We start from the raw sequence: 22060 nt of genomic DNA on the forward strand, positions 1-22060 counted from the left end.
TGTGCGGGCAGTGGTCAGGCGCGGGCACCGGCCTCATGCGGGCAGTGGCCACGCGGGGATGCCGGGTACGTGCGGGCACCGGCCTTGTGCGGGCAGTGGTCAGGCGCGGGCACCGGCCTCATGCGGGCAGTGGCCACGCGGGGATGCCGGGTACGTGCGGGCACCGGCCTTGTGCGGGCACCGGCCTCGTGCGGGCACCGGCCTCGTGCGGACGCGGGCCGATCCGGTGCTCGCCGCGCCGGCCGGCCTGCCGGGGCGTCGGCTGCACCCCGCGAGCGGCGAGGCACCGGCCGCCCGGCCCGGCCCCGGGCTGGTGGAGGGGTTGGTGGACGAGGCCGCCGAGCAGCGCGCTCGCAAGCGCCGGCGCGGTTTCTGCCCGATCGCCGCCACGTCGGCCCTGGTCGTCGCGCGCCCGCCGGCCGCCGCCGCGGACCGGGGCGCCGCAGACGAGGGCGCGACGACCAAGGCCGGGGCGCCGCGGACGGGGGCGGGCAGGTCGCCGCGCCGTCGGCCCGGTCCGCGTTCCGCGCCGGCCTCCGCGGAAGTCCGCCGCGGACCCCGCGACGCGGGTCGGCGCGACCACCGCCATGACCGGCGAGGACCGGCGCACCCGGGCCGTGCCGGAGCTGAAGAACGTCCAGGGCCCGCCGAAGCGCTCCCTGGACGTCCGAGGGGAGGAAGCCGGTGGACGCCGACGCACGGACGCACGGTCCGGCGCGCGCCGCCAGGTGACCGCCCCGTAGCTTTGCCGGGCCGCCTTCGCGTACGGTTGACGGCTGCCCAGCACGTCAGAAGGGGGCCAGGTGGCCGCTCAGGTTCAGCAGTCCGCGGTCGGCTCGGAACACGAGACACACGATTCCGTCCGTGACCGGGAGATCGGCGTCGAACAGGAACACCTGGACCGGGTGTACCGGCGGCTCGAGGAGAAGATTCACGAGGCCGAGTTCCTGATGCGGGACGCGGCCCAGCGGGGGCAGGTCGGCACCCCGGGCGCGCTCGCTGAACGGGACGCCCAGGTCTTCCGGGCCGGTGTGCACCTGAACCGGCTGAACAACGAGTTCGAGGACTTCCTGTTCGGACGGATCGACCTGCTGCTCGGCAAGGACGGCAAGAAGGGCCCCGACGGCGCCTACACGGCCGTGGAGCCCGCCGAGGGCGCCGTGCGCGAGGACAACACCGCCGACATCGCCGAAACGCTGCACATCGGCCGTATCGGCGTCCTCGACGAGGACTACTCCCCGCTGGTCATCGACTGGCGGGCGCCCGCCGCCGCGCCCTTCTACCGGGCCACGCCGGTGGAACCGGGACGGGTGGTGCGGCGCCGGGTCATCCGCTCCAAGGGGCGCCGGGTGCTCGGCGTCGAGGACGACCTGATGCGGCCGGAGCTGACGGCCTTCCTGGACGGCCGCGAACTGGCCGTCATCGGCGACGGCGCCCTGATGGCGGCCCTCGGCCAGGCCCGCGGGCACACGATGCGGGACATCGTCGCCTCCATCCAGGCCGAGCAGGACCTGGTCATCCGCGCCCCCGCCGCCTCCATCACCTACGTGGAGGGCGGGCCCGGCACCGGCAAGACCGCCGTCGCCCTGCACCGCGCCGCCTACCTGCTCTACCAGGACCGCAGACGCTACGCGGGCGGCATCCTGATCGTCTCGCCGACCCCGCTGCTGGTCGCCTACACCGAGGGCGTGCTGCCCTCGCTCGGCGAGGAGGGCCAGGTCGCCATCCGCGCCATCGGCTCGCTGGTCGACGGCGCGGAGGCCACCGTCTACGACTCCCCGGCCGTGGCCCGCGCCAAGGGCTCCTCCCGGATGCTGAAGGTGCTGCGCAAGGCCGCCCGGGGCGCCCTGGAGCTGGGCCCGGCCGCCCCCGCCGACGCGGGCGACGACGAGCCCCGGCCGCACGACGGCCCGCCCGCCCGGCTGCGCGTCGTGGCCTTCGGGCGCCGCCTCGAACTGGAGGCCGACGAGCTGGAACGTATCCGTCGCACCGCCCTCGGCGGCACCGCGCCGGTCAACCTGCTGCGCCCGCGCGCCCGCAGGCTGCTGCTGGACGCCCTGTGGGCCCGGTCCGGCGCCGCCGGCCGGCACACCGACCCGGAGCTGGCCGCCGAGCTGCGCTCCTCCTTCGACGAGGACGTCACCGGTGAGGACTCCTTCCTGGCGTTCCTCGACGCCTGGTGGCCCGAGCTGACCCCGAAGGCCGTGCTCGCCGCCATGGCCGACGAGAAGCGGCTCGGCCGCTGGGCCCGGCGCGTGCTCAACCCGGGCGAGGTCCGCAAGGTCGCCCGCTCGCTGAAGCGGGACGGCCTGTCCGTGCACGACATCGCGCTGCTGGACGAGCTCCAGGCGATCCTGGGCGCCCCGGCCCGGCCCCGCAAGAAGCGCGAACTGGACCCGCTGGACCAGCTCACCGGCCTGGAGGAGCTGATGCCGGTGCGCGAGGAGACCCAGCGGGAGCGGGCCGAGCGGCTGGCGCAGGAGCGCACCGAGTACGCGCACGTCATCGTGGACGAGGCGCAGGACCTGACGCCGATGCAGTGGCGCATGGTCGGCCGCCGCGGCCGGCAGGCCACCTGGACGGTCGTCGGGGACCCGGCGCAGTCCTCCTGGTCCGACCCGGACGAGGCGGCGGAGGCCCGCGACGAGGCGCTCGGCACCCGGCCCCGGCGCCGCTTCCAGCTCACCGTGAACTACCGCAACCCGGCCGAGATCGCCGACCTGGCCGCGCGGGTGCTGGCGCTCGCCATGCCCGGCGCCGAGGCACCCTCCGCCGTACGGTCCACCGGGGTCGAGCCGCGCTTCACCGTGGTGGCGGACTCCCTGGGCCGGACGGTGCGCGCGGAGGCCGAGCGGCTGCTGGGCCTGGTGGACGGCACGGTCGGCGTGGTGGTGGCGATGGGCCGGCGCGAGGAGGCCCGGCGCTGGCTGGCCGGGCTCGGCGACCGGGTGGTGGCCCTGGGCAGCCTGGAGGCCAAGGGCCTGGAGTACGACGCGACGGTCGTCGTGTCGCCCGCGGAGATCGCCGACGAGTCGCCGGCGGGCCTGCGGGTGCTGTACGTGGCACTGACCCGGGCCACCCAGCAGCTGACGGTGGTCTCGGGGGAGCGGGACGAGCCGGACGCGGCGGGGGTGCCGGACCTGCTCAGGGACTGATTTCCCGGCAATCCGGCGCAGGGGGAATGGCCCTGGGCGAGGGTTTGTTAGCCTTGACGTGGCACCGGCCCGATCCAAGCCCCCGGGCCCAACCTTAGTCGCCACGAGCGACCACTTGCCGCGAGGCGAGCATGGCGGGTCGGTGTCATGAGCGTGGGAGGCCCACGTCACGGATGTGACGTGGGCCTCTTTCTTTGCCCGGGCGGCCTCTTTTCACGCCCGATCGTTTCTCGTATGGTGGAAGTAGTTTTCCGAAACCACGCACCCCATAGGGAATGTCGCGTGAACAAAACGTCCGCAACCCAGGGCGACTACCACGTACCGAGTGGTAGGTGCGACGATCGGACGGCACAACTCGCGACACGGTGAAAGCAGAGGAAGTCGGCCATGGCAACGGCGCCCAGCGTCTCCTACTCGATGACGATCCGGCTGGAGGTGCCCGCGAGCGGAACGGCCGTCTCGCAGCTCACCACCGCCGTGGAGTCCTCCGGGGGCTCGGTGACCGGCCTCGACGTCACCGCGTCCGGCCACGAGAAGCTCCGTATCGACGTCACCATCGCGGCCACCTCCACGGCCCACGCCGAGGAGATCGTCGAGAAACTGCGCGGCATCGAGGGCGTCACGCTCGGCAAGGTCTCCGACCGTACGTTCCTGATGCACCTCGGCGGCAAGATCGAGATGGCGTCGAAGCACCCCATCCGCAACCGTGACGACCTCTCCATGGTCTACACGCCCGGCGTGGCCCGCGTCTGCATGGCCATCGCCGAGAACCCCGAGGACGCCCGCCGCCTGACCATCAAGCGCAACTCCGTTGCGGTCGTGACGGACGGTTCGGCCGTGCTGGGCCTCGGCAACATCGGCCCCAAGGCCGCGCTGCCCGTCATGGAGGGCAAGGCGGCCCTCTTCAAGCGCTTCGCCGGCATCGACGCCTGGCCGATCTGCCTGGACACCCAGGACAGCGACGCGATCGTGGAGATCGTCAAGGCCATCGCCCCGGGCTTCGCCGGCATCAACCTGGAGGACATCTCCGCGCCGCGCTGCTTCGAGATCGAGGCCCGGCTGCGCGAGGCCCTGGACATCCCGGTCTTCCACGACGACCAGCACGGCACCGCCATCGTCGTGCTCGCCGCCCTGACCAACGCCCTGCGCGTGACGGACAAGGCCATCCAGAACATCCGGGTCGTCATGTCCGGCGCGGGCGCGGCCGGTACGGCCATCCTCAAGCTGCTGCTGGCGGCCGGCGTGAAGAACGCCGTCGTCGCCGACATCCACGGAGTCGTGCACGCCGGCCGCGAGGACCTGGTGAACGCCCCGGCCGACTCGCCGCTGCGCTGGATCGCCGACAACACCAACCCCGAGGGCCTGACCGGCACCCTGAAGGAGGCCGTGCGCGGCGCCGACGTCTTCATCGGCGTCTCCGCCCCGAACGTCCTGGACGGGACCGACGTGGCCGCCATGGCCGAGGGCGCCATCGTCTTCGCGCTCGCGAACCCCGACCCCGAGGTGGACCCGGCCATCGCCCGGCAGACCGCGGCCGTCGTGGCCACCGGCCGCTCCGACTTCCCGAACCAGATCAACAACGTGCTGGTCTTCCCGGGCGTCTTCCGCGGTCTGCTGGACGCCCAGTCCCGCACCGTCAACACCGAGATGATGCTCGCCGCCGCGAAGGCCCTCGCCGACGTCGTCAGCGAGGACGAGCTGAACCCGAACTACATCATCCCCAGCGTCTTCAACGACAAGGTCGCGGGCGCCGTGGCCGGCGCGGTCCGGGAGGCCGCCAAGGCGGCCGGCGCGACGGCCTGAGCACGGCGCGGCGTACGGTGCAGGGGGCTGTGAGGATCACCACGCGGTCCCCCGCACCGGCGCGTCGTGGAACCACCGGATGCCGGGCGCGCTCTAGGGTGACGGCCGGGCGGGCGCTCTTCGTGTGACTCCCCAGGGTGTTCTCACGACTCCTACGGGTGCCGGATTGGCTTTCCCGCCGCAGGTAGGGGCAGGATGCTCCTTCAGGGACTCCGGTCCCCGGGGGCACCCCCATGGGCGCGAGCGCATCGGCATCGCAGTGCCTCGGCGGTCCGCCGCGTGGCACACCCCAACGGCAAGAAAAACACGGGAGTAACAACATGAACCGCAGTGAGCTGGTGGCCGCGCTGGCCGACCGCGCCGAGGTGACCCGCAAGGACGCCGACGCCGTGCTGGCCGCGTTCGCCGAGACCGTCGGCGAGATCGTCGCCAAGGGCGACGAGAAGGTCACCATCCCTGGCTTCCTGACCTTCGAGCGCACCCACCGTGCCGCTCGCACCGCGCGCAACCCGCAGACCGGCGAGCCCATCAACATCCCGGCCGGCTACAGCGTGAAGGTCACCGCGGGCAGCAAGCTCAAGGAAGCCGCCAAGGGCAAGTAAGCGCTCCGCTTCGAGCGACGGCCCACTGAGCGCCGTGGGCTACCGCGGGTCCGCTGTGGTTGATCGTGCCCCGCGGCGGAGCCGCTGATCGACACGGCCCCGCGCCCCTTCGGGGCGCCTCAGGCTCAGGACGCCGAAAAGGGCGGCCCCCCTCGATGGAAGGGGGGCCGCCCTTTTCGGCGTCCGTGGGGTCTAGCCGAGCGCCTTGCCCGGGAGCTCGACCTTCGCACCCAGCTCGACGAGCTTGTCCATGAAGTTCTCGTAGCCGCGGTTGATCAGTTCGATGCCGTGGACCCGGGACGTGCCCTCGGCGGCGAGGGCCGCGATGAGGTACGAGAAGCCGCCGCGCAGGTCGGGGATGACCAGGTCGGCGCCCTGGAGCCGGGTGGGGCCGGAGACGACCGCGGAGTGCAGGAAGTTGCGGGCGCCGAAGCGGCACGCGGAGCCGCCCAGGCACTCGCGGTAGAGCTGGATGTGGGCGCCCATCTGGTTCAGCGCGGAGGTGAAGCCGAGCCGGGACTCGTAGACCGTCTCGTGGATGATGGACAGGCCCGTGGCCTGGGTCAGGGCCACCACCAGCGGCTGCTGCCAGTCCGTCTGGAAACCGGGGTGCACGTCCGTCTCCAGGGCGATGGACTTCAACTGCCCGCCGGGGTGCCAGAAACGGATGCCCTCGTCCTCGATCTCGAAGGCGCCGCCCACCTTGCGGTAGGTGTTCAGGAACGTCATCATCGAGCGCTGCTGGGCGCCGCGGACGTAGATGTCGCCGTTGGTCGCGAGCGCCGCCGAGGCCCAGGAGGCGGCCTCCAGGCGGTCCGGCAGGGCGCGGTGGGTGTAGCCGGACAGCTTGTCGACACCGGTGATGCGGATCGTGCGGTCGGTGTCCATCGCGATGATCGCGCCCATCTTCTGCAGCACGCAGATGAGGTCCTCGATCTCCGGCTCGACGGCCGCGTTGGACAACTCCGTGACGCCCTCGGCCAGTACGGCCGTCAGCAGCACCTGCTCGGTCGCGCCGACGGAGGGGTACGGCAGCCGTATCTTCGTGCCCCGCAGCCGCTGCGGCGCCTCCAGGTACTGCCCGTCGGCCCGCTTCTCGATCGTCGCGCCGAACTGCCGCAGCACGTCGAAGTGGAAGTCGATGGGCCGGCCGCCGATGTCACAGCCGCCGAGGCCGGGGATGAACGCGTGGCCGAGACGGTGCAGCAGCGGGCCGCAGAAGAGGATCGGGATACGGCTGGAACCCGCGTGGGCATCGATGTCGGCGACGTTGGCGCTCTCGACGCGCGTCGGGTCCAGCACCAGTTCGCCCGGCTCCTCGCCCGGACGGACCGTCACCCCGTGCAGCTGGAGCAGGCCGCGGACGACCCGCACGTCACGGATGTCCGGAACGTTGCGCAGTCGGCTCGGCTCGCTGCCCAGCAGGGCGGCGACCATGGCCTTCGGCACGAGGTTCTTCGCACCGCGGACACGGATCTCGCCCTCCAGCGGGGTTCCGCCGTGGACAAGCAGGACATCGTCGTTGACGGTCATGAATCTCGCGTTCCGATGAGTTGGTCAGGGGCCGGCCGATCACTGTGCGCAGGGGCCGGGAAGACAGGGTAATCGCCGATTACCCCCCTCCCGTAAGCCCAGTACCCGGCCAGACCGTCATAGCTGTGTCACAACACGAACCGTTCTCTTTCGGGCACATGGGGTCACCGGCGCCCCGGGTGTGCGCCGGGGGCGTGACCCGGTCCGGGCGGGCTTCACCCCGGTGCCCCCGATTGGCTCCCCACACCGGGGGAAGATGCGGGATCATGTCTGGCATGACCGAGGTGTCCTCGCTCACAGGGCGGCTGCTCGTGGCCACTCCCGCCCTGGCGGACCCGAACTTCGACCGTGCGGTGGTGCTCCTCCTCGACCACGACGAGGAGGGTTCCCTCGGTGTCGTCCTGAACCGCCCCACCCCCGTGGACGTGGGCGACATCCTGGAGGGCTGGGCCGACCTCGCCGGCGAGCCCGGTGTGGTCTTCCAGGGCGGCCCGGTGTCGCTGGACTCGGCGCTGGGCGTGGCGGTCATCCCGGGCGGCGCCGACGGCGACCGGGCACCGCTCGGCTGGCGGCGGATCTACGGCGCGATCGGCCTGGTGGACCTGGAGGCCCCGCCGGAGCTGCTCGCCTCGGCCGTGGGCAGCCTGCGCATCTTCGCCGGGTACGCCGGCTGGGGCCCCGGCCAGCTGGAGGACGAGCTGGTGGAGGGCGCGTGGTACGTGGTGGAGTCGGAGCCCGGTGACGTGTCCTCCCCGGCCCCGGAGCGGCTGTGGCGGGAGGTGCTGCGCCGCCAGCGCAGCGAGCTGGCGATGGTGGCCACGTATCCGGACGACCCTTCGCTCAACTGATGCGTGTGTGCTTCAGTACCCTGGCTGTTATGAGCACTCTCGAGCCCGAGCGCGGGACTGGTACGGGGACCCTCGTAGAGCCGACGCCGCAGGTGTCCCACGGCGACGGCGACCACGAGCGCTTCGCCCACTACGTCCAGAAGGACAAGATCATGGCGAGCGCCCTCGACGGGACCCCCGTCGTGGCGCTGTGCGGCAAGGTCTGGGTGCCGGGCCGCGACCCGAAGAAGTACCCCGTCTGCCCGATGTGCAAGGAGATCTACGAATCCATGGGCAGCGGCGGCGACGACAAGGGCAAGGGCGGCGACAAGTAGGTCCCCGGCCCGGCCGGAGGCGGTGAGGTCCCCGGGACGCGTGCGGCGCGTCCCGGGGACCTTCGTGTTCCCGGGACGCCGACTGGTCCAGACCTCTTGTGGGGGCCGGGCTCAGTGCCTAGCCTTCGTGGTGCCGCTTGTGCAACGCCTGTTGCGCATATTGCAACGACCTCTCTCAGGGGGCTGAGGACGTGGAACTGATCCCGGCGCCGCGCGCCGTCGAGGAACCCGCCGGACCGGGCGTGCCGCTCGGTCCCGGCACCACGCTGTGGGCCGCCGAGGGCACCGAGCGCACCGAACGCTGGCTGCGTGCCACCCTCGGCGCGGCCCTGGGCCTGCCGCTGCGCCCCGGGCCCCGGGACGCCCGCGACGGCGTACGGCTGCTCCTGGACGACACCCTGGCCCCGGAGGCGTACCGGCTCACCGCCGGCGCCGGGGACGGCGTGGAGATCCGCGGCGGCGGGCCGGCCGGGGTGTTCTGGGGTGCCCAGACCCTGCGCCAGCTGCTCGGCGCCGACGCCTTCCGCCGCGCCCCGGTGCGCCCGGCCGCGGCGCTCCGCGTCCCTCCCGGGGTCGTCGAGGACGCCCCCCGGTTCCGCTGGCGCGGCCTGCTCCTCGACGTCGCCCGGCACTTCATGCCCAAGGAAGGCGTGCTGCGCTACCTGGACCTGATGGCCGCGCACAAACTCAACGTCCTGCACCTGCACCTGACGGACGATCAGGGCTGGCGGATCGAGATCAGGCGCTATCCGAAACTGACCGAAATCGCATCCTGGCGTTCGCGGACCAAATTCGGCCACCGCGCCTCACCGCTGTGGGACGAGAAACCGCACGGCGGTCACTACACCCAGGACGACATCCGGGAGATCGTCGCCTACGCCGCCGAGCGGCACATCAGCGTCGTCCCCGAGATCGACGTACCGGGCCACTCGCAGGCCGCCATCGCCGCGTACCCCGAACTCGGCAACACCGACGTCGTGGACACCGCCGCCCTCTCCGTCTGGGACACCTGGGGTATCTCGTCCAACGTCCTCGCCCCCACCGACACCACCCTGCGCTTCTACGAGGGGGTGTTCGAGGAGGTCCTGGAGCTGTTCCCCGCCGACGCCGCCGAGTTCTCCCCGTTCGTGCACGTCGGCGGCGACGAGTGCCGCAAGGAGCAGTGGACCGAGTCCGTCACCGCCAAGACCCGCATCGCCGACCTCGGCCTCACCGACGAGGACGCGCTCCAGTCCTGGTTCATCGGGCACTTCGACGCCTGGCTCGCCGCGCGCGGCCGCCGCCTCATCGGCTGGGACGAGATCCTGGAGGGCGGGCTCGCGCCGGGCGCGGCCGTCGCCTCCTGGCGCGGCTACGCGGGCGGCGTCGCCGCCGCGCGGGCCGGCCACGACGTGGTCATGTGCCCCGAGCAGTACGTGTATCTGGACCACCGTCAGGCCCCCGGCGACGACGAACCGGTGCCGATCGGCTTCGTGCGCACCCTGGAGGACGTCTACCGGTTCGAACCGGTACCGGCCGGGCTCACCGAGGAGGAGGCCCGGCACGTGCTGGGCACCCAGGCCAACGTGTGGACCGAGGTCCTGGAGGACTCCGCGCGCGTGGACTACCAGGCCTTTCCCCGCCTCGCCGCCTTCGCCGAGGTCGCCTGGAGCGCGCTGCCCGCCCCCGCCGACCGGGACTTCCCTGACTTCGAACGCCGGATGACCGCCCACTACCGGCGACTTGACGCCCTCGGCGTCGCCTACCGGCCACCCACCGGCCCCCGTCCGTGGCAGCGCCGGCCCGGCGTGCCCGGCCGCCCGATCGAGGGACCGCCCCCGAACCGCTGACCGCACGGGGTCGCCCCCGTCCTGCCCCGAACAAGTGCCGGAAAAACCCCGGCAGTATCACCGAAGAGTGGCAATCCACCCGCACCGGTGATGCCGTGCGAAACCGGACCAACCCCCCGGTGAGGTGGGCGAAAGCCTCCTAGCGGACCCCCGCGTTCGGGCGTCGCGAAGATGTGCCAGAGTTGCGTCGTCCGCCCTGTCAGCACGTACCGTACGGCAACACAGGCGGGACCAGGTGGGGCAGCGGGAAGGGGCAGCCGGTTTGACCACGCACGCACCGCGGACGGCGCAGGCCGTCACGTTGCCCACGACGCTGGACGAGGCGGTGGCGGCCCTCGCGGCCATGCCCACCGCCGTCCCCGTGGCGGGCGGCACCGACCTGATGGCCGCCGTCAACTCCGGTCAGCTCAGGCCCGCCGCGCTGGTGGGACTGGGCCGCATCAGCGAGATCCGCGGCTGGCAGTACCAGGACGGCCACGCCCTGCTCGGCGCCGGCCTCACCCACGCGCGCATGGGCCGCCCCGACTTCGCGGCCCTCATCCCGGCGCTCGCCGCCGCCGCGCGCGCCGCCGGCCCGCCGCACATCCGCAACGCGGGCACCCTGGGCGGCAACATCGCCTCGGCCGCCCCCACCGGGGACGCGCTGCCGGTGCTCGCCGCCCTGGAGGCGACCCTGATCATCGCGGGCCCGGGCGGCGCCCGCCGGGAGATCCCGGTGTCGCACCTGCTGGCCGGCGTGGAGATGCTGCGCGGCGGCGAACTCATCGGCTACGTCCGCGTACCGCTGCTGCACGCCCCGCAGGTCTTCCTCAAGGCCACCGGACGCACCGGCCCGGGCCGCGCGACGGCCTCCGTGGCCCTCGTCCTCGACCCCGCCCGGCGCGGCGTGCGCTGCGCCGTGGGCGCCATAGCGCCGATGCCGCTGAGGCCCCTGGAGGCCGAGCAGTGGATCGCGGGACTCATCGACTGGGACAACGACCGCGCCCTCGTCCCGGAGGCCCTGCACGCCTTCGGCGAGTACGTCGCCGCGGCCTGCATCCCCGACGCGGCCCCCGAACCCGACGGCACGGTGGCCCCGCTTCCGCCCGCCGTACTGCACCTGCGGCGCACCGTCGCCGCGCTGGCCCGACGAGCACTGGGGAGGGCGCTGTCGTGACCGACGACCAGCACGGAGAGGGCACGCCCCAGGGCGGCGGACGCTGGAACCCGCTGCCCCAGGGCGACTACGACGACGGCGCCACCGCCTTCGTCCAGCTTCCCGAGGGGGGCATCGACGCCCTGCTGTCCGCCGACAGCCCGCTGGCCGCGCCGGGCCACGGCTATGTGCCGCCGCCGATCACGGCCGCGCCCGCCGACGGCACGGCCGGCTGGCCGGTGCCGGAGGGCCAGTGGCCCGACCCGAACGCCGCGCAAGCCCCGTCGCACGCCGCGGACGACCGGTTCACCTACGAGCCCGGGGCCACCCAGCAGTGGACCTTCGAGGAGCCCGCGGCGCCGGCCGCCCCGGGACACGACGTCACCGGGCAGTGGTCCATCCCCGTCGCCGGGGGCGACCTCCCGGACGAGTCCGGCGAGTACACCACCTCCTCGCTGGCCGAGCAGTGGGGCGGCACCCCCCCGGCCACCCTGCCCGGCGGCGCCCCGGCCCCCTGGGCCACGCCCTGGGACGCCCCCGGCCACACCGGCTCCCACCCGTCCGGCCCGGCCCCGGACCCGTACACCCCCGGGCCCGGGTACGGACCGGGCCCCTCCGGCCCCGGCGAGACCTATCCGGACGGCCACGGGGGCGGCTACCCGGACCCCGGCCAGGTCCAGGACGTCCACGAGGCGGCCGCCGGGCACGTGGGCGCCGGGTACGCGGATGCCGGCCACGTGGACGGCGGTCATGGCGGTCATGGCGGTCACGCCGAGGGCGGCCACGAAGACGTCGGGTACTTCGAGGGCGGCCATGAGGGTGCTGCCGGGCACGCCGGTGCGGGTCACCCTGACGCCGGGCACGCCGGGAACGGCCACGTCGGTAACGGCGCGGTCGAGAGCGTCGGGGCCGACGGCGTCGAGGCGGATCACGGGGACGCGGGGCACGCCCTGCCGGACGCCGGGCACGCCGACGGCGGTCACACGGGCGCCGGTTCCCCGGAGGCGGGGGACGACGAGCACGGTCGCGCGGACGGGCCGGCCCACGCCGGACACGCTGACGTGACCGACGGCGACACGCCCGGCGGCACCGGCACGCCGGGCGCCGTGGCCACGTCCGCCACGCCCGGCGAACCGGTCGTACCGGCGCAGCGGCCGGCCGGCTCCGACGCGACGCCGGAAGCGGACGCCCACGGCCTCGCCGAAGCCCTCGAACTCCCCTCCGAAGCTCCCGCGGGCCACGAGCAGCCCAGCGACCCGGCCCCCGCGCCCGCGCCCCCGGCCCCGGACGCCCCGGCTCCCGCCGCCCACCCGGAGGCCACGGCCGACACGCCCGGCACCGAAGCGGCTCCGGATCCGGCCGCCCCGCACCCCGCCACCGACCTCGCCGCGGCCGAGACCCCCGAGCCCCCCGCCGCGGCCGACGCGCCCGGGCCGTCGGAAGCCGGCCGGACCGCCGAGGACACCCCGCAGGCCGAGACCGAGGCCGAGGCCGAGGAGGCCCCAGAGGCTCAGGAAGCCGAAGCCGCTCAGGACGCCCAGGAGCCCCACGAAGTTCCCGGAAGTCCTGAAGCTCCCGGAACTCCTGAAGCCCCCGGAAACGGGCAACCCGCCCCCGACGGCGCCGAAGAGGCCCCCGCCGCCCCGCTGCCGCCGCACGACGACCACCCCCTCGCCTCCTACGTCCTGCGGGTCAACGGCACCGACCGGCCGGTCACCGATGCCTGGATCGGCGAGTCGCTGCTCTACGTGCTGCGCGAACGGCTCGGTCTCGCGGGCGCCAAGGACGGCTGCTCGCAGGGCGAGTGCGGGGCCTGCAACGTCCAGGTGGACGGCCGGCTGGTGGCGTCCTGCCTGGTCCCGGCGGTCACCACGGCCGGCAGCGAGGTCCGCACGGTCGAGGGCCTGGCCGTCGACGGGCAGCCCTCCGACGTCCAGCGCGCGCTGGCCCGCTGCGGCGCCGTGCAGTGCGGCTTCTGCGTCCCCGGCATGGCGATGACCGTGCACGACCTGCTGGAGGGCAACCCGGCGCCGACCGAACTGGAGACCCGGCAGGCCCTGTGCGGCAACCTGTGCCGCTGCTCGGGCTACCGGGGCGTCCTGGAGGCCGTCAAGGAGGTCGTCGCCGAGCGCGAGGCGTCCCACGCCGGGACGGAGGCGGACGGGGACGAGGCACGCGTTCCGCACCAGGCGGCCCCCGGCTCCGGCGGCGTCCACCCGTCGGCTTTCGAGGCCCCCGGCGCGTTCGCCGCCCCCCGGCCCCCGGAGCAGTACGACGCGCCGGACCCGTACGGCACCACACCCCCAGGACCGCAGGACCAGCAGCACTACGGCCAGGACGGAGGCCAGGCGTGAGCAACGAAGCCGGCATCGCGGCCACCGCCGCGGAACCCGCCCCCGAGACCGAGCCGTCGCCGCACGGCCTCGGCGTCTCCCTGCCGCACGCCGACGCCCGCGCCAAGACCGAGGGCACCTTCCCGTACGCCGCCGACCTGTGGGCCGAGGGCCTGCTCTGGGCGGCCGTCCTGCGCTCCCCGCACGCGCACGCGCGCATCGTGTCCATCGACACCACCCACGCGCGCGAGATGCCCGGCGTCCGCGCCGTCATCACCCACGAGGACGTCCCCGGCACGCCCCGCCACGGCCGCGGCACGCCCGACCGGCCGGTGTTCGCCTCCGACGTCGTACGCCACCACGGCGAGCCCATCGCGGCGGTGGCCGCCGACCACCCGGACACCGCGCGGATGGCCGCCGCCGCCGTCATCGTCGAGTACGAGGTCCTGGAGCCCGTCACCGACCCGGAACAGGCCTTCGAGGCCGAGCCGCTGCACCCCGACGGCAACCTGATCCGGCACATCCCGCTGCGCCACGGCGACCCGGAGGCGGTCGGCGAGGTCGTGGTCGAGGGCCTGTACCGCATCGGCCGCCAGGACCCCGCCCCCATCGGCGCCGAGGCCGGTCTCGCCGTACCGCGCCCGGACGGCGGGGTGGAGCTGTACCTCGCCTCCACCGACCCGCACACCGACCGCAACACGGCCGCCGCCTGCTACGGCCTGCCCCCCGATCGGGTGAAGATCGTGGTCACCGGGGTGCCCGGCGCCACGGCGGACCGCGAGGACCAGGGATTCCAGCTCCCGCTCGGCCTGCTCGCGCTGCGCACCGGCTGCCCGGTGAAGCTGACGGCGACCCGCGAGGAGTCCTTCCTCGGCCACGCCCACCGCCACCCCACCCTGCTGCGCTACCGCCACCACGCCGACGCCGAGGGCAGGCTGGTCAAGGTCGAGGCGCAGATCCTGCTGGACGCGGGCGCGTACGCCGACACCTCCGCCGACGCGCTGGCCGCCGCCGTCTCCTTCGCGTGCGGCCCGTACGTCGTCCCGAACGCGTTCATCGAGGGCTGGGCCGTCCGCACCAACAACCCGCCCTCCGGCCACGTGCGCGGCGAGGGCGCCATGCAGGTGTGCGCCGCCTACGAGGCGCAGATGGACAAGCTGGCGCGGAAACTGGGCGTGGACCCGGCCGAGCTGCGGCTGCGCAACGTCCTGGCGACCGGGGACGTCCTGCCCATCGGCCAGACCGTGACCTGCCCGGCCCCGGTGGCCGAACTCCTCCAGGCGGTACGGGACTTCCCGCTGCCCGCGCTGCCGAAGGACACGCCGGAGGAGGAGTGGCTGCTGCCCGGCGGCCCCGAGGGCGCGGGCGAACCGGGCGCGGTGCGCCGGGGCGTCGGCTACGGCCTGGGCATGGTGCACATGCTGGGCGCGGAGGGCGCCGACGAGGTGTCCACGGCCACGGTCAAGGTCCACGACGGGGTGGCCACCGTGCTGTGCGCCGCCGTGGAGACCGGCCAGGGCTTCACCACCCTGGCCCGGCAGATCGTCCAGGACACCCTCGGCATCGAGGAGGTCCACGTCGCGCCCGTCGACACCGACCAGCCGCCGGCCGGCGCGGGCTGCCGGGGCCGGCACACCTGGGTGTCGGGCGGCGCGGTGGAGCGCGCGGCGAAGATGGTCCGCACCCAGCTCCTCCAGCCGCTCGCGCACAAGTTCGGCATGTCGACGGAGCTGCTCCAGATCACCGACGGCAAGATCACCTCGTACGACGGGGTGCTGTCGACCACCGTCATGGAGGCGCTGGAGGGCAAGGAGCTGTGGGCCACGGCGCAGTGCCGCCCGCATCCGACCGAGCCGCTGGACGCCTCCGGACAGGGCGACGCCTTCGTGGGCCTCGCGTTCTGCGCGATCCGCGCGGTGGTGGACGTGGACGTCGAGCTGGGCTCGGTACGGGTGGTGGAGCTGGCGGTCGCCCAGGACGTCGGCCGGATCCTCAACCCGGCCCAGCTGGCCGCCCGGATCGAGGCCGGCGTCACCCAGGGCGTGGGCATCGCCCTCACCGAGAACCTGCGCACGCCCCGCGGCCTGGTCCGCCACCCCGACCTGACCGGCTACGCCCTCCCGACCGCCCTGGACGCCCCCGACATCCGGATCGTCAAGCTGGTCGAGGAACGGGACGTGGTCGCCCCCTTCGGCGCCAAGTCGGTCAGCGCCGTCCCGGTGGTAACGGCCCCCGCGGCCATCGCCTCCGCGGTACGCGCCGCCACCGGCCGCCCGGTCAACCGCCTCCCGATCCGCCCGCAGGCGGCGGTGGCCGCGGACCGATGACCACCCCGCCGGCCGGCCCGGGCACCCCGGCTCGGACCCCGCCACCCGGAGCCTCGTCCGGCGAGCCGCGTTACGGACCCCCTCCCGCGCCGGGCGGGCCGGCCCTGTGGATCCTGCTGTTCGCCGCGGCGGCACTGGCCGTTGTCCTCGGTGGGGTCTACTTCACCTGAGCCGGACGGCCCGCGTGCCGCCGGCCGCCGGTCCGGCCGGACGGGCAACGTGCCCGGCCCGGCCGGCGTCTTGCCTGACAGCGGCCGTTGTCAGTGGTGCGGCGTAGGCTGCGGAGCGGTGGGGGCACCTGCCCGGGTCGCGTACGACGGTGTGCGCGGGCCCGTCACGCACGGGGAAGATCGCGGGGGAGCGATGAGCACGACCGACGCCGGGGTTCCGGCGATCACGCTGACCGAGGCGGAGCTGGACCGCTACGTCACCCACGCGCCGACGCGCGGCCTGCTCACGGGCACCGGCCTGCCCGCGGTGACCGACCTGCTGACCTTCTCCCCGCTGCGCACGCACGGCCTGCGCACCCTCGCCGACGCCGCCGACGGCCCCCTGCGCCTCGCGGAGGAGCTGCGCGGCCGGCTGGTCATAGGCGAACTGCTCACCCCCGCCGGGATGGAGCGCGAGTCGATCCTGCTCGACGGCGCCACGGGCGAGCTGACCACGGCCTACCTGCGCGACCCGTACGACACGCGCCCGTTAGCGTCGTCCCTGCACACCCTGCTGCGCTTCGCCGCGGTCACCGAGGAACTGGCGGGCCTGCGCGGCCGGTTCGCGTCCCTGGCGGGCCAGTACGGCCCCCGGACGGCGACCGAGGCCTCCCGCCGCCTGCTCATCCTCTTCGAGGAGGGCTCGGACGGCGCGGTCCCGCCGTACTGGAAGGCGGCGGCCCTGATCCGCCCCCTCGCCCTGGTCGCCGGCCCCGGTACGGCCTCGGGGCTCGCCCTGGACATGCCGGCACGGGTGCTGGACCAGGAGTTCGGGCACGGCAGGGTGACCCGGTTCGAGGAGGTCGACTTCCCGTCGACGCTCACCCACGAGCCGACGCGCCGCTTCCTGCGCGAGACGGGACTGCCGGAGTCGGCGGTGTTCTCCTCCGCCGACACGGACGTGCCGCTGCCCACGCTCCGGGAGTACGTCACCGATGAGCGCCCCGACCACCCGGTCACCGGCCTCCCGGCCCACTGCGACCACCTGATCCGCCTCGGCCGTCTGAGGGAGGGCACCAGCCTGGTGGTGGACGGCAGAACGGGCGCGGTGCTGACGTTCAGCGAGCCGGACGCGGCGCTCCACCCGCTCAACTCCGACGTCTCCACACTGGCCTTCACCCTGTGGCTCATCCACCACGAGCGCACGATCGACACCCACCTGAACCACGAACTGGCCACCCACGCCTACGACCACCTGGCCGCCCTCATGCTCCACACCCTGGAGTCCCTCGACCCCACGGCCACCCTCCCGCAGACGACCTGGCACTACTGGACCCACCTCTTGCAGGACGAGACGGACGGGGTGCTGTGACGCACGGCCCCGTCAGACCTCACCACCCGTGAGCGTGCCGATCACGTCGACCCCGCCCTCCTCATGGAGGTCGGCCGCCGGCCCCGCCCCCGGACCGCTAGGTCATGACCAGCCAGCGGCGGCCGTCGATCAGCTCGCGTGCCGCGTCCAGGTGGCCGGCGTGGCAGGCGGTCTCGGTGATGACGTGCAGCAGGACGTCACGCAGGGTGTGGAGGCGCGGTTCGCCGAACAGATCGTGCGGCCACCAGGCCAGGGCCGCGCCGGCAGGGGTCCCGGTGATGACGTCGTCGGCGAGCTCCGCTTCCTGCCGGTACCGGTCGAGCACGTCACAGGCGGGCACGTCCGGTGCCACCCGCCACGCCTCGTCACCGCTCGGCAGGCCCTGGACGACCTCCTCGTCACCGGCGACCACGGCGCGGAACCAGAACCGCTCCACGTCCAGCGTGAGGTGCTGGACCAGCCCCAGGCAGTGCCAGCCGGACGGCAGCACGGGCCGCCGCAGGTCCGCCGCGCCGAGCCCGTCGAGAGTGCCGAGCACGTGACGCCGCTGCCCGTCCAGGACCCGGAGGAGCGCCCTGACCTCACCGTCCGGATGGGTTTCGCTCAGATTTTCGATCACGGTTGTCCAGGATCCCTCGTTTTCCCCAGCCACGGGGAAGATCGCCGAAATCCGGGACACTCGGCGGACGGGATTCCCGCACCGCTGCGGCCGGCCACCCGCCAGTGGCCGGCCGCAGCGTCGGAGTGGAGGCCGTGGCGGGAATCGAACCCGCGTAACTCGCTTTGCAGGCGAGTCCCTCAACCACTCGGGCACACGGCCGTGTTGGTGAGATGAACGTATGGGGTGGGGTGGGCGGGGCTCAAGGGGATCGGGAGGGCTGCAACGTGACTGCCACACGGCGTTCATGAAGCGGGGGTGGGCGTACGACCAAGGGACCAGAGCGGGTGCGGCTCCTGACAGGGGTCAAAGGCGTTCGTGGGCCTTACTCTGACGGGCATGAGCGCCCTCGAATCCCATGACCCCGCTGTCCTTGATCCCCCGGCCGACCAGGCGGCCGGCGTGTTGAGCCGGGCCTACCGGGCGCTCAGTGTCGGGATCGTGTCCGTCGTCGTGCTGATCGCGTTCGAGGCGACCGCCGTCGGAACGGCGATGCCGGTCGCCGCACGGGAGCTGGACGGCGTGGCGCTGTACGCGTTCGCCTTCTCCGGGTATTTCACGACCAGCCTCTTCGGCATGGTGCTCGCCGGTCAGTGGTCCGACCGGCGCGGCCCGCTCGGTGCGCTGACCAGCGGCATCGCGGCCTTCGCCGCGGGGCTCGTCATCGCCGGGACCGCGCAGGCCATGTGGGTGTTCATCCTCGGCCGGGCCGTGCAGGGTCTGGGCGGCGGGCTGGTCATCGTCGCGCTGTACGTCGTCGTGGGCCGGGCCTACCCCGAGCGGCTGCGGCCCGCGATCATGGCCGCGTTCGCCGCCGGGTGGGTCGTACCGTCCATCGTGGGCCCCCTCGCCTCCGGCGCCGTCACCGAGCAGCTCGGCTGGCGCTGGGTGTTCCTCGGCATCCCGGTCCTCGTCGTGTTCCCGCTCGCCCTCGCCCTGCCGCAGATACGCCGGCGGGCGGCGGGCCCGGTGGACGGGCGGGCCGGCGCCGGCGCCTTCGACCGGCGGCGGATCCGGCTCGCCCTCGGGATCTCCCTCGGCGCCGGGCTCCTCCAGTACGCCGCCCAGGATCTGCGCCCCCTCTCCCTGCTCCCGGGGCTGGCCGGGGCCGCCCTGCTGGTCCCCGCCGTCCTCGGACTGCTGCCCCGCGGCACCTACCGGGCCGCCCGCGGACTGCCCTCCGTCGTGCTGCTGCGCGGGCTGGCGGCGGGGTCCTTCATCTCCGCCGAGTCCTTCGTCCCGCTGATGCTGGTCACCCAGCGCGGCCTGTCGCCCACCCTCGCCGGGTTCTCGCTCGCGGCCGGCGGCGGCACCTGGGCGCTGGGCTCGTTCGTGCAGTCCCGGCCGCGCCTGGCGCCGTACCGGGAACGGCTGATGACCTTCGGCATGGTGCTGGTCGCCGCCGCGATCGTGACCGCGCCCGGCGTGCTGATCCACTCCGTGCCCGTGTGGACCGTGGCCGCCGCCTGGGGCGTCGGCTGCTTCGGGATGGGGCTGGTGATCTCCTCCACCAGCGTGCTGCTGCTGAAGCTGTCCGCTCCCGAGGAGGCCGGCGCCAACTCCGCCGCGCTCCAGATCTCGGACGCCCTGTCCAACGTCGTCCTGCTCGCGGCGACCGGCGCGGCCTTCGCGGCCCTGGGCGGCGGCAGCACCGCCGCCGGCACGGCGGGCCACGGCGGCCACCCCGCCGCCTTCGCCGCCGTCTTCCTGCCGATGGCCGCGGTGGCGCTGGCGGGCTCCTGGGTGACCACGCGGGTGCGGGAACGTACCCCGGGAGCTGAGTGACGGGAGGTGATCACGGGGCCGTTGTGATGTGCCTCCCACCCGGGGGCGACCCCGGCTCGTTCGCGCCGTGCGCGCAGGGCGGCGCCGGTAGGGTGGCCCGGTTGTCGTACGTAGCCGCCCGACCCTGATCCACGGAGACCGTGACTACCACCGCCGCTTCCTCCGCCACCTCCGCTTCCTCCCATCACCTCTCGCCCGCCTTCCCGGGCCGGGCCCCCTGGGGTACCGCCAGCAAGCTGCGTGCCTGGCAGCAGGGGGCGATGGAGAAGTACATCCAGGAGCAGCCGCGCGACTTCCTCGCCGTCGCCACACCCGGCGCGGGCAAGACGACCTTCGCGCTCACCCTGGCCTCCTGGCTGCTGCACCACCACGTCGTGCAGCAGGTCACCGTGGTCGCGCCCACCGAGCACCTGAAGAAGCAGTGGGCCGAGGCCGCGGGCCGGATCGGGATCAGACTCGACCCGGAGTACAGCGCGGGCCCGCTCGGCAGGGAGTACGACGGCGTCGCCGTGACGTACGCCGGTGTGGGTGTGCGTCCGATGCTGCACCGCAACCGGGTCGAGCAGCGCAAGACGCTGGTGATCCTGGACGAGATCCACCACGCCGGCGACTCCAAGTCCTGGGGCGAGGCGTGCCTGGAGGCCTTCGAGCCCGCCACGCGTCGGCTGGCGCTCACCGGTACGCCGTTCCGCTCCGACACCAACCCCATCCCCTTCGTGACGTACGAGGAGGGGGCGGACGGGATCCGGCGGTCCGCGGCCGACTACACGTACGGGTACGGGTCGGCGCTGGCCGACGGCGTCGTCCGGCCGGTGATCTTCCTTTCCTACAGCGGCAACATGCGCTGGCGCACCAAGGCCGGTGACGAGGTCGCCGCCCGGCTCGGCGAGCCGATGACCAAGGACGCGGTCAGCCAGGCCTGGCGTACGGCCCTCGACCCGCGCGGCGACTGGATGCCGAGCGTGCTGCGCGCCGCCGACCAGCGGCTGACCGAGGTCCGCAAGGCCATCCCGGACGCGGGCGCGCTCGTCATCGCCTCCGACCAGGACTCCGCGCGCGCGTACGCCAAGCTCATCCGGGAGATCACCGGGACGAAGGCGACGCTCGTCCTGTCCGACGACACCGGCGCCTCGAAGAGGATCGACGACTTCAGCGCGAGCGACGACCGGTGGATGGTCGCCGTACGCATGGTGTCCGAGGGCGTCGACGTGCCGCGGCTCGCGGTCGGGGTGTACGCCACGACGATCTCCACGCCGCTGTTCTTCGCGCAGGCCGTCGGGCGCTTCGTACGGTCCCGGCGGCGCGGCGAGACCGCGTCCGTGTTCCTGCCGACCGTGCCCGACCTGCTGACCTTCGCCAACGAGATGGAGAAGGAACGGGACCACGCCCTCGACAAGCCGAAGAAGGAGGGCGAGGAGGACCCGTACGCAGAATCCGAGAAGGAGATGGAGGAGGCCAACAAGCAGCAGGACGAGGACACCGGCGAGCAGGACATGCTGCCGTTCGAGGCGCTGGAGTCCGACGCCGTGTTCGACCGGGTTCTCTACGACGGTGCCGAGTTCGGCATGCAGGCCCACCCCGGGAGCGAGGAGGAGCAGGACTACCTGGGGATTCCGGGGCTGCTGGAGCCCGAGCAGGTGCAGTTGCTGCTGCAGAAGCGGCAGGCCCGGCAGATCGCGCACAGCCGGAAGAAGCCGGACACGGAGGCCGACCTGCTGGAACTGCCGGCCGAGCGGCGGCCGGTGGTGACGCACAAGGAGCTGATGGAGCTGCGGAAGCGGCTGAACACGATGGTCAGCGCGTATGTGCACCAGAGCGGGAAGCCGCACGGGGTGATCCACACCGAGCTGCGGCGGGTGTGCGGAGGACCGCCGAGCGCGGAGGCCACGGCGGGACAGCTGAGGCAGCGCATCGCGAAGGTACAGGAGTGGGCCACGCGGATGAAGTGACCGCCTGCCCACCGACTCGGCCGGCAGAGAACCCACGCCACGAGGCTCCGCCCCGCACCCCGGAACACCGGAAGGGCTGCGGTGGTGGCGGCGAGGGACTGGACTGAGCCCGTGGCCCCGGTCGGAGAAAGGCTGCGGTCCCGGCCGCCCGAGGAGGGGCCGGAGGGGCCGCGGGGCCGGCTCACGGGCCCCGGGGAGGGGGACGGTGTGGGGCGGGGGCGCTCCCGGCCGGGCTGACGGTGCCCCGCTGTCGGGCCCGGGTGAACCC

At 73.8% G+C, this 22060-nt stretch carries 14 protein-coding genes and 1 tRNA gene; 12 read left to right on the forward strand and 3 right to left on the reverse strand.

The window, feature by feature from the left end:
• Nucleotides 1-803 precede the first annotated feature (803 nt).
• The 3 genes from AB0E62_RS05095 (at nucleotide 804) to AB0E62_RS05105 (ending at nucleotide 5560) form a co-directional block, all read left to right on the forward strand.
• A complete protein-coding gene (locus AB0E62_RS05095) occupies nucleotides 804-3155 on the forward strand; it encodes a UvrD-helicase domain-containing protein (protein WP_362188236.1) in 2352 nt (783 codons plus the stop codon).
• 387 nt (nucleotides 3156-3542) lie between these two features.
• Nucleotides 3543-4958, forward strand: a complete 1416-nt coding sequence (locus AB0E62_RS05100; protein WP_362188239.1) for an NAD-dependent malic enzyme — start codon at nucleotides 3543-3545, stop codon at nucleotides 4956-4958.
• Between the two features lie 320 nt (nucleotides 4959-5278).
• The gene (locus tag AB0E62_RS05105; protein WP_023550134.1) at nucleotides 5279-5560 is read left to right on the forward strand and encodes an HU family DNA-binding protein; all 282 of its coding nucleotides are present in this window, start codon (nucleotides 5279-5281) and stop codon (nucleotides 5558-5560) included.
• A 192-nt stretch (nucleotides 5561-5752) separates the two neighbouring features.
• Here AB0E62_RS05105 and murA read toward each other — a convergent pair whose 3' ends face one another.
• Complete coding sequence (murA, locus tag AB0E62_RS05110) at nucleotides 5753-7093, reverse strand: UDP-N-acetylglucosamine 1-carboxyvinyltransferase (protein WP_362188242.1); 1341 nt, start codon at nucleotides 7091-7093, stop codon at nucleotides 5753-5755.
• 275 nt (nucleotides 7094-7368) lie between these two features.
• Between murA and AB0E62_RS05115 the strand changes: the two genes are divergently transcribed.
• From AB0E62_RS05115 to AB0E62_RS05145, 7 genes are all read left to right on the forward strand, one after another.
• A complete protein-coding gene (locus AB0E62_RS05115; protein ID WP_362188244.1) occupies nucleotides 7369-7941 on the forward strand; it encodes a YqgE/AlgH family protein in 573 nt (190 codons plus the stop codon).
• A gap of 29 nt (nucleotides 7942-7970) precedes the next feature.
• On the forward strand, nucleotides 7971-8255 hold the full coding sequence (locus AB0E62_RS05120; protein ID WP_030610517.1) for a DUF3039 domain-containing protein: 285 nt from the start codon (nucleotides 7971-7973) through the stop codon (nucleotides 8253-8255).
• Nucleotides 8256-8446: 191 nt separating this feature from the next.
• A complete protein-coding gene (locus AB0E62_RS05125) occupies nucleotides 8447-10084 on the forward strand; it encodes a beta-N-acetylhexosaminidase (RefSeq protein ID WP_362188247.1) in 1638 nt (545 codons plus the stop codon).
• Nucleotides 10085-10346: 262 nt separating this feature from the next.
• Nucleotides 10347-11240 (forward strand): FAD binding domain-containing protein, encoded by an 894-nt coding sequence (locus AB0E62_RS05130; RefSeq protein WP_362188250.1) that lies wholly within the window; start codon nucleotides 10347-10349, stop codon nucleotides 11238-11240.
• Complete coding sequence (locus AB0E62_RS05135; protein WP_362188253.1) at nucleotides 11237-13573, forward strand: 2Fe-2S iron-sulfur cluster-binding protein; 2337 nt, start codon at nucleotides 11237-11239, stop codon at nucleotides 13571-13573. The genes AB0E62_RS05130 and AB0E62_RS05135 overlap by 4 nt, the downstream gene beginning before the upstream one ends.
• Nucleotides 13570-15879, forward strand: a complete 2310-nt coding sequence (locus AB0E62_RS05140; protein WP_362188256.1) for a molybdopterin cofactor-binding domain-containing protein — start codon at nucleotides 13570-13572, stop codon at nucleotides 15877-15879. The genes AB0E62_RS05135 and AB0E62_RS05140 overlap by 4 nt, the downstream gene beginning before the upstream one ends.
• A 363-nt stretch (nucleotides 15880-16242) precedes the next feature.
• Nucleotides 16243-17400, forward strand: coding sequence for an SUKH-4 family immunity protein (locus tag AB0E62_RS05145; RefSeq protein WP_362188259.1), 1158 nt, complete (start codon nucleotides 16243-16245; stop codon nucleotides 17398-17400).
• Between the two features lie 97 nt (nucleotides 17401-17497).
• On the opposite strand, the gene AB0E62_RS05150 is transcribed toward AB0E62_RS05145, so the two are convergent.
• Together AB0E62_RS05150 and AB0E62_RS05155 are read right to left on the reverse strand one after the other, a co-directional pair.
• Nucleotides 17498-18019: a DinB family protein gene (locus tag AB0E62_RS05150; RefSeq protein WP_362188262.1), complete on the reverse strand. Its 522-nt coding sequence runs from the start codon at nucleotides 18017-18019 to the stop codon at nucleotides 17498-17500.
• 126 nt (nucleotides 18020-18145) lie between these two features.
• Nucleotides 18146-18220: transfer RNA gene (locus AB0E62_RS05155), tRNA-Cys, on the reverse strand.
• A gap of 177 nt (nucleotides 18221-18397) precedes the next feature.
• Between AB0E62_RS05155 and AB0E62_RS05160 the strand changes: the two genes are divergently transcribed.
• Nucleotides 18398-19843, forward strand: a complete 1446-nt coding sequence (locus AB0E62_RS05160) for an MFS transporter (protein ID WP_362188265.1) — start codon at nucleotides 18398-18400, stop codon at nucleotides 19841-19843.
• Nucleotides 19844-19983: 140 nt separating this feature from the next.
• Nucleotides 19984-21792 (forward strand): DEAD/DEAH box helicase, encoded by a 1809-nt coding sequence (locus AB0E62_RS05165; protein WP_362188268.1) that lies wholly within the window; start codon nucleotides 19984-19986, stop codon nucleotides 21790-21792.
• Nucleotides 21793-22060 lie beyond the last annotated feature (268 nt).

The sequence above is a fragment of the Streptomyces sp. NPDC038707 genome, from assembly GCF_040636485.1.
In the GTDB taxonomy this organism is placed as follows: Bacteria; Actinomycetota; Actinomycetes; order Streptomycetales; family Streptomycetaceae; genus Streptomyces.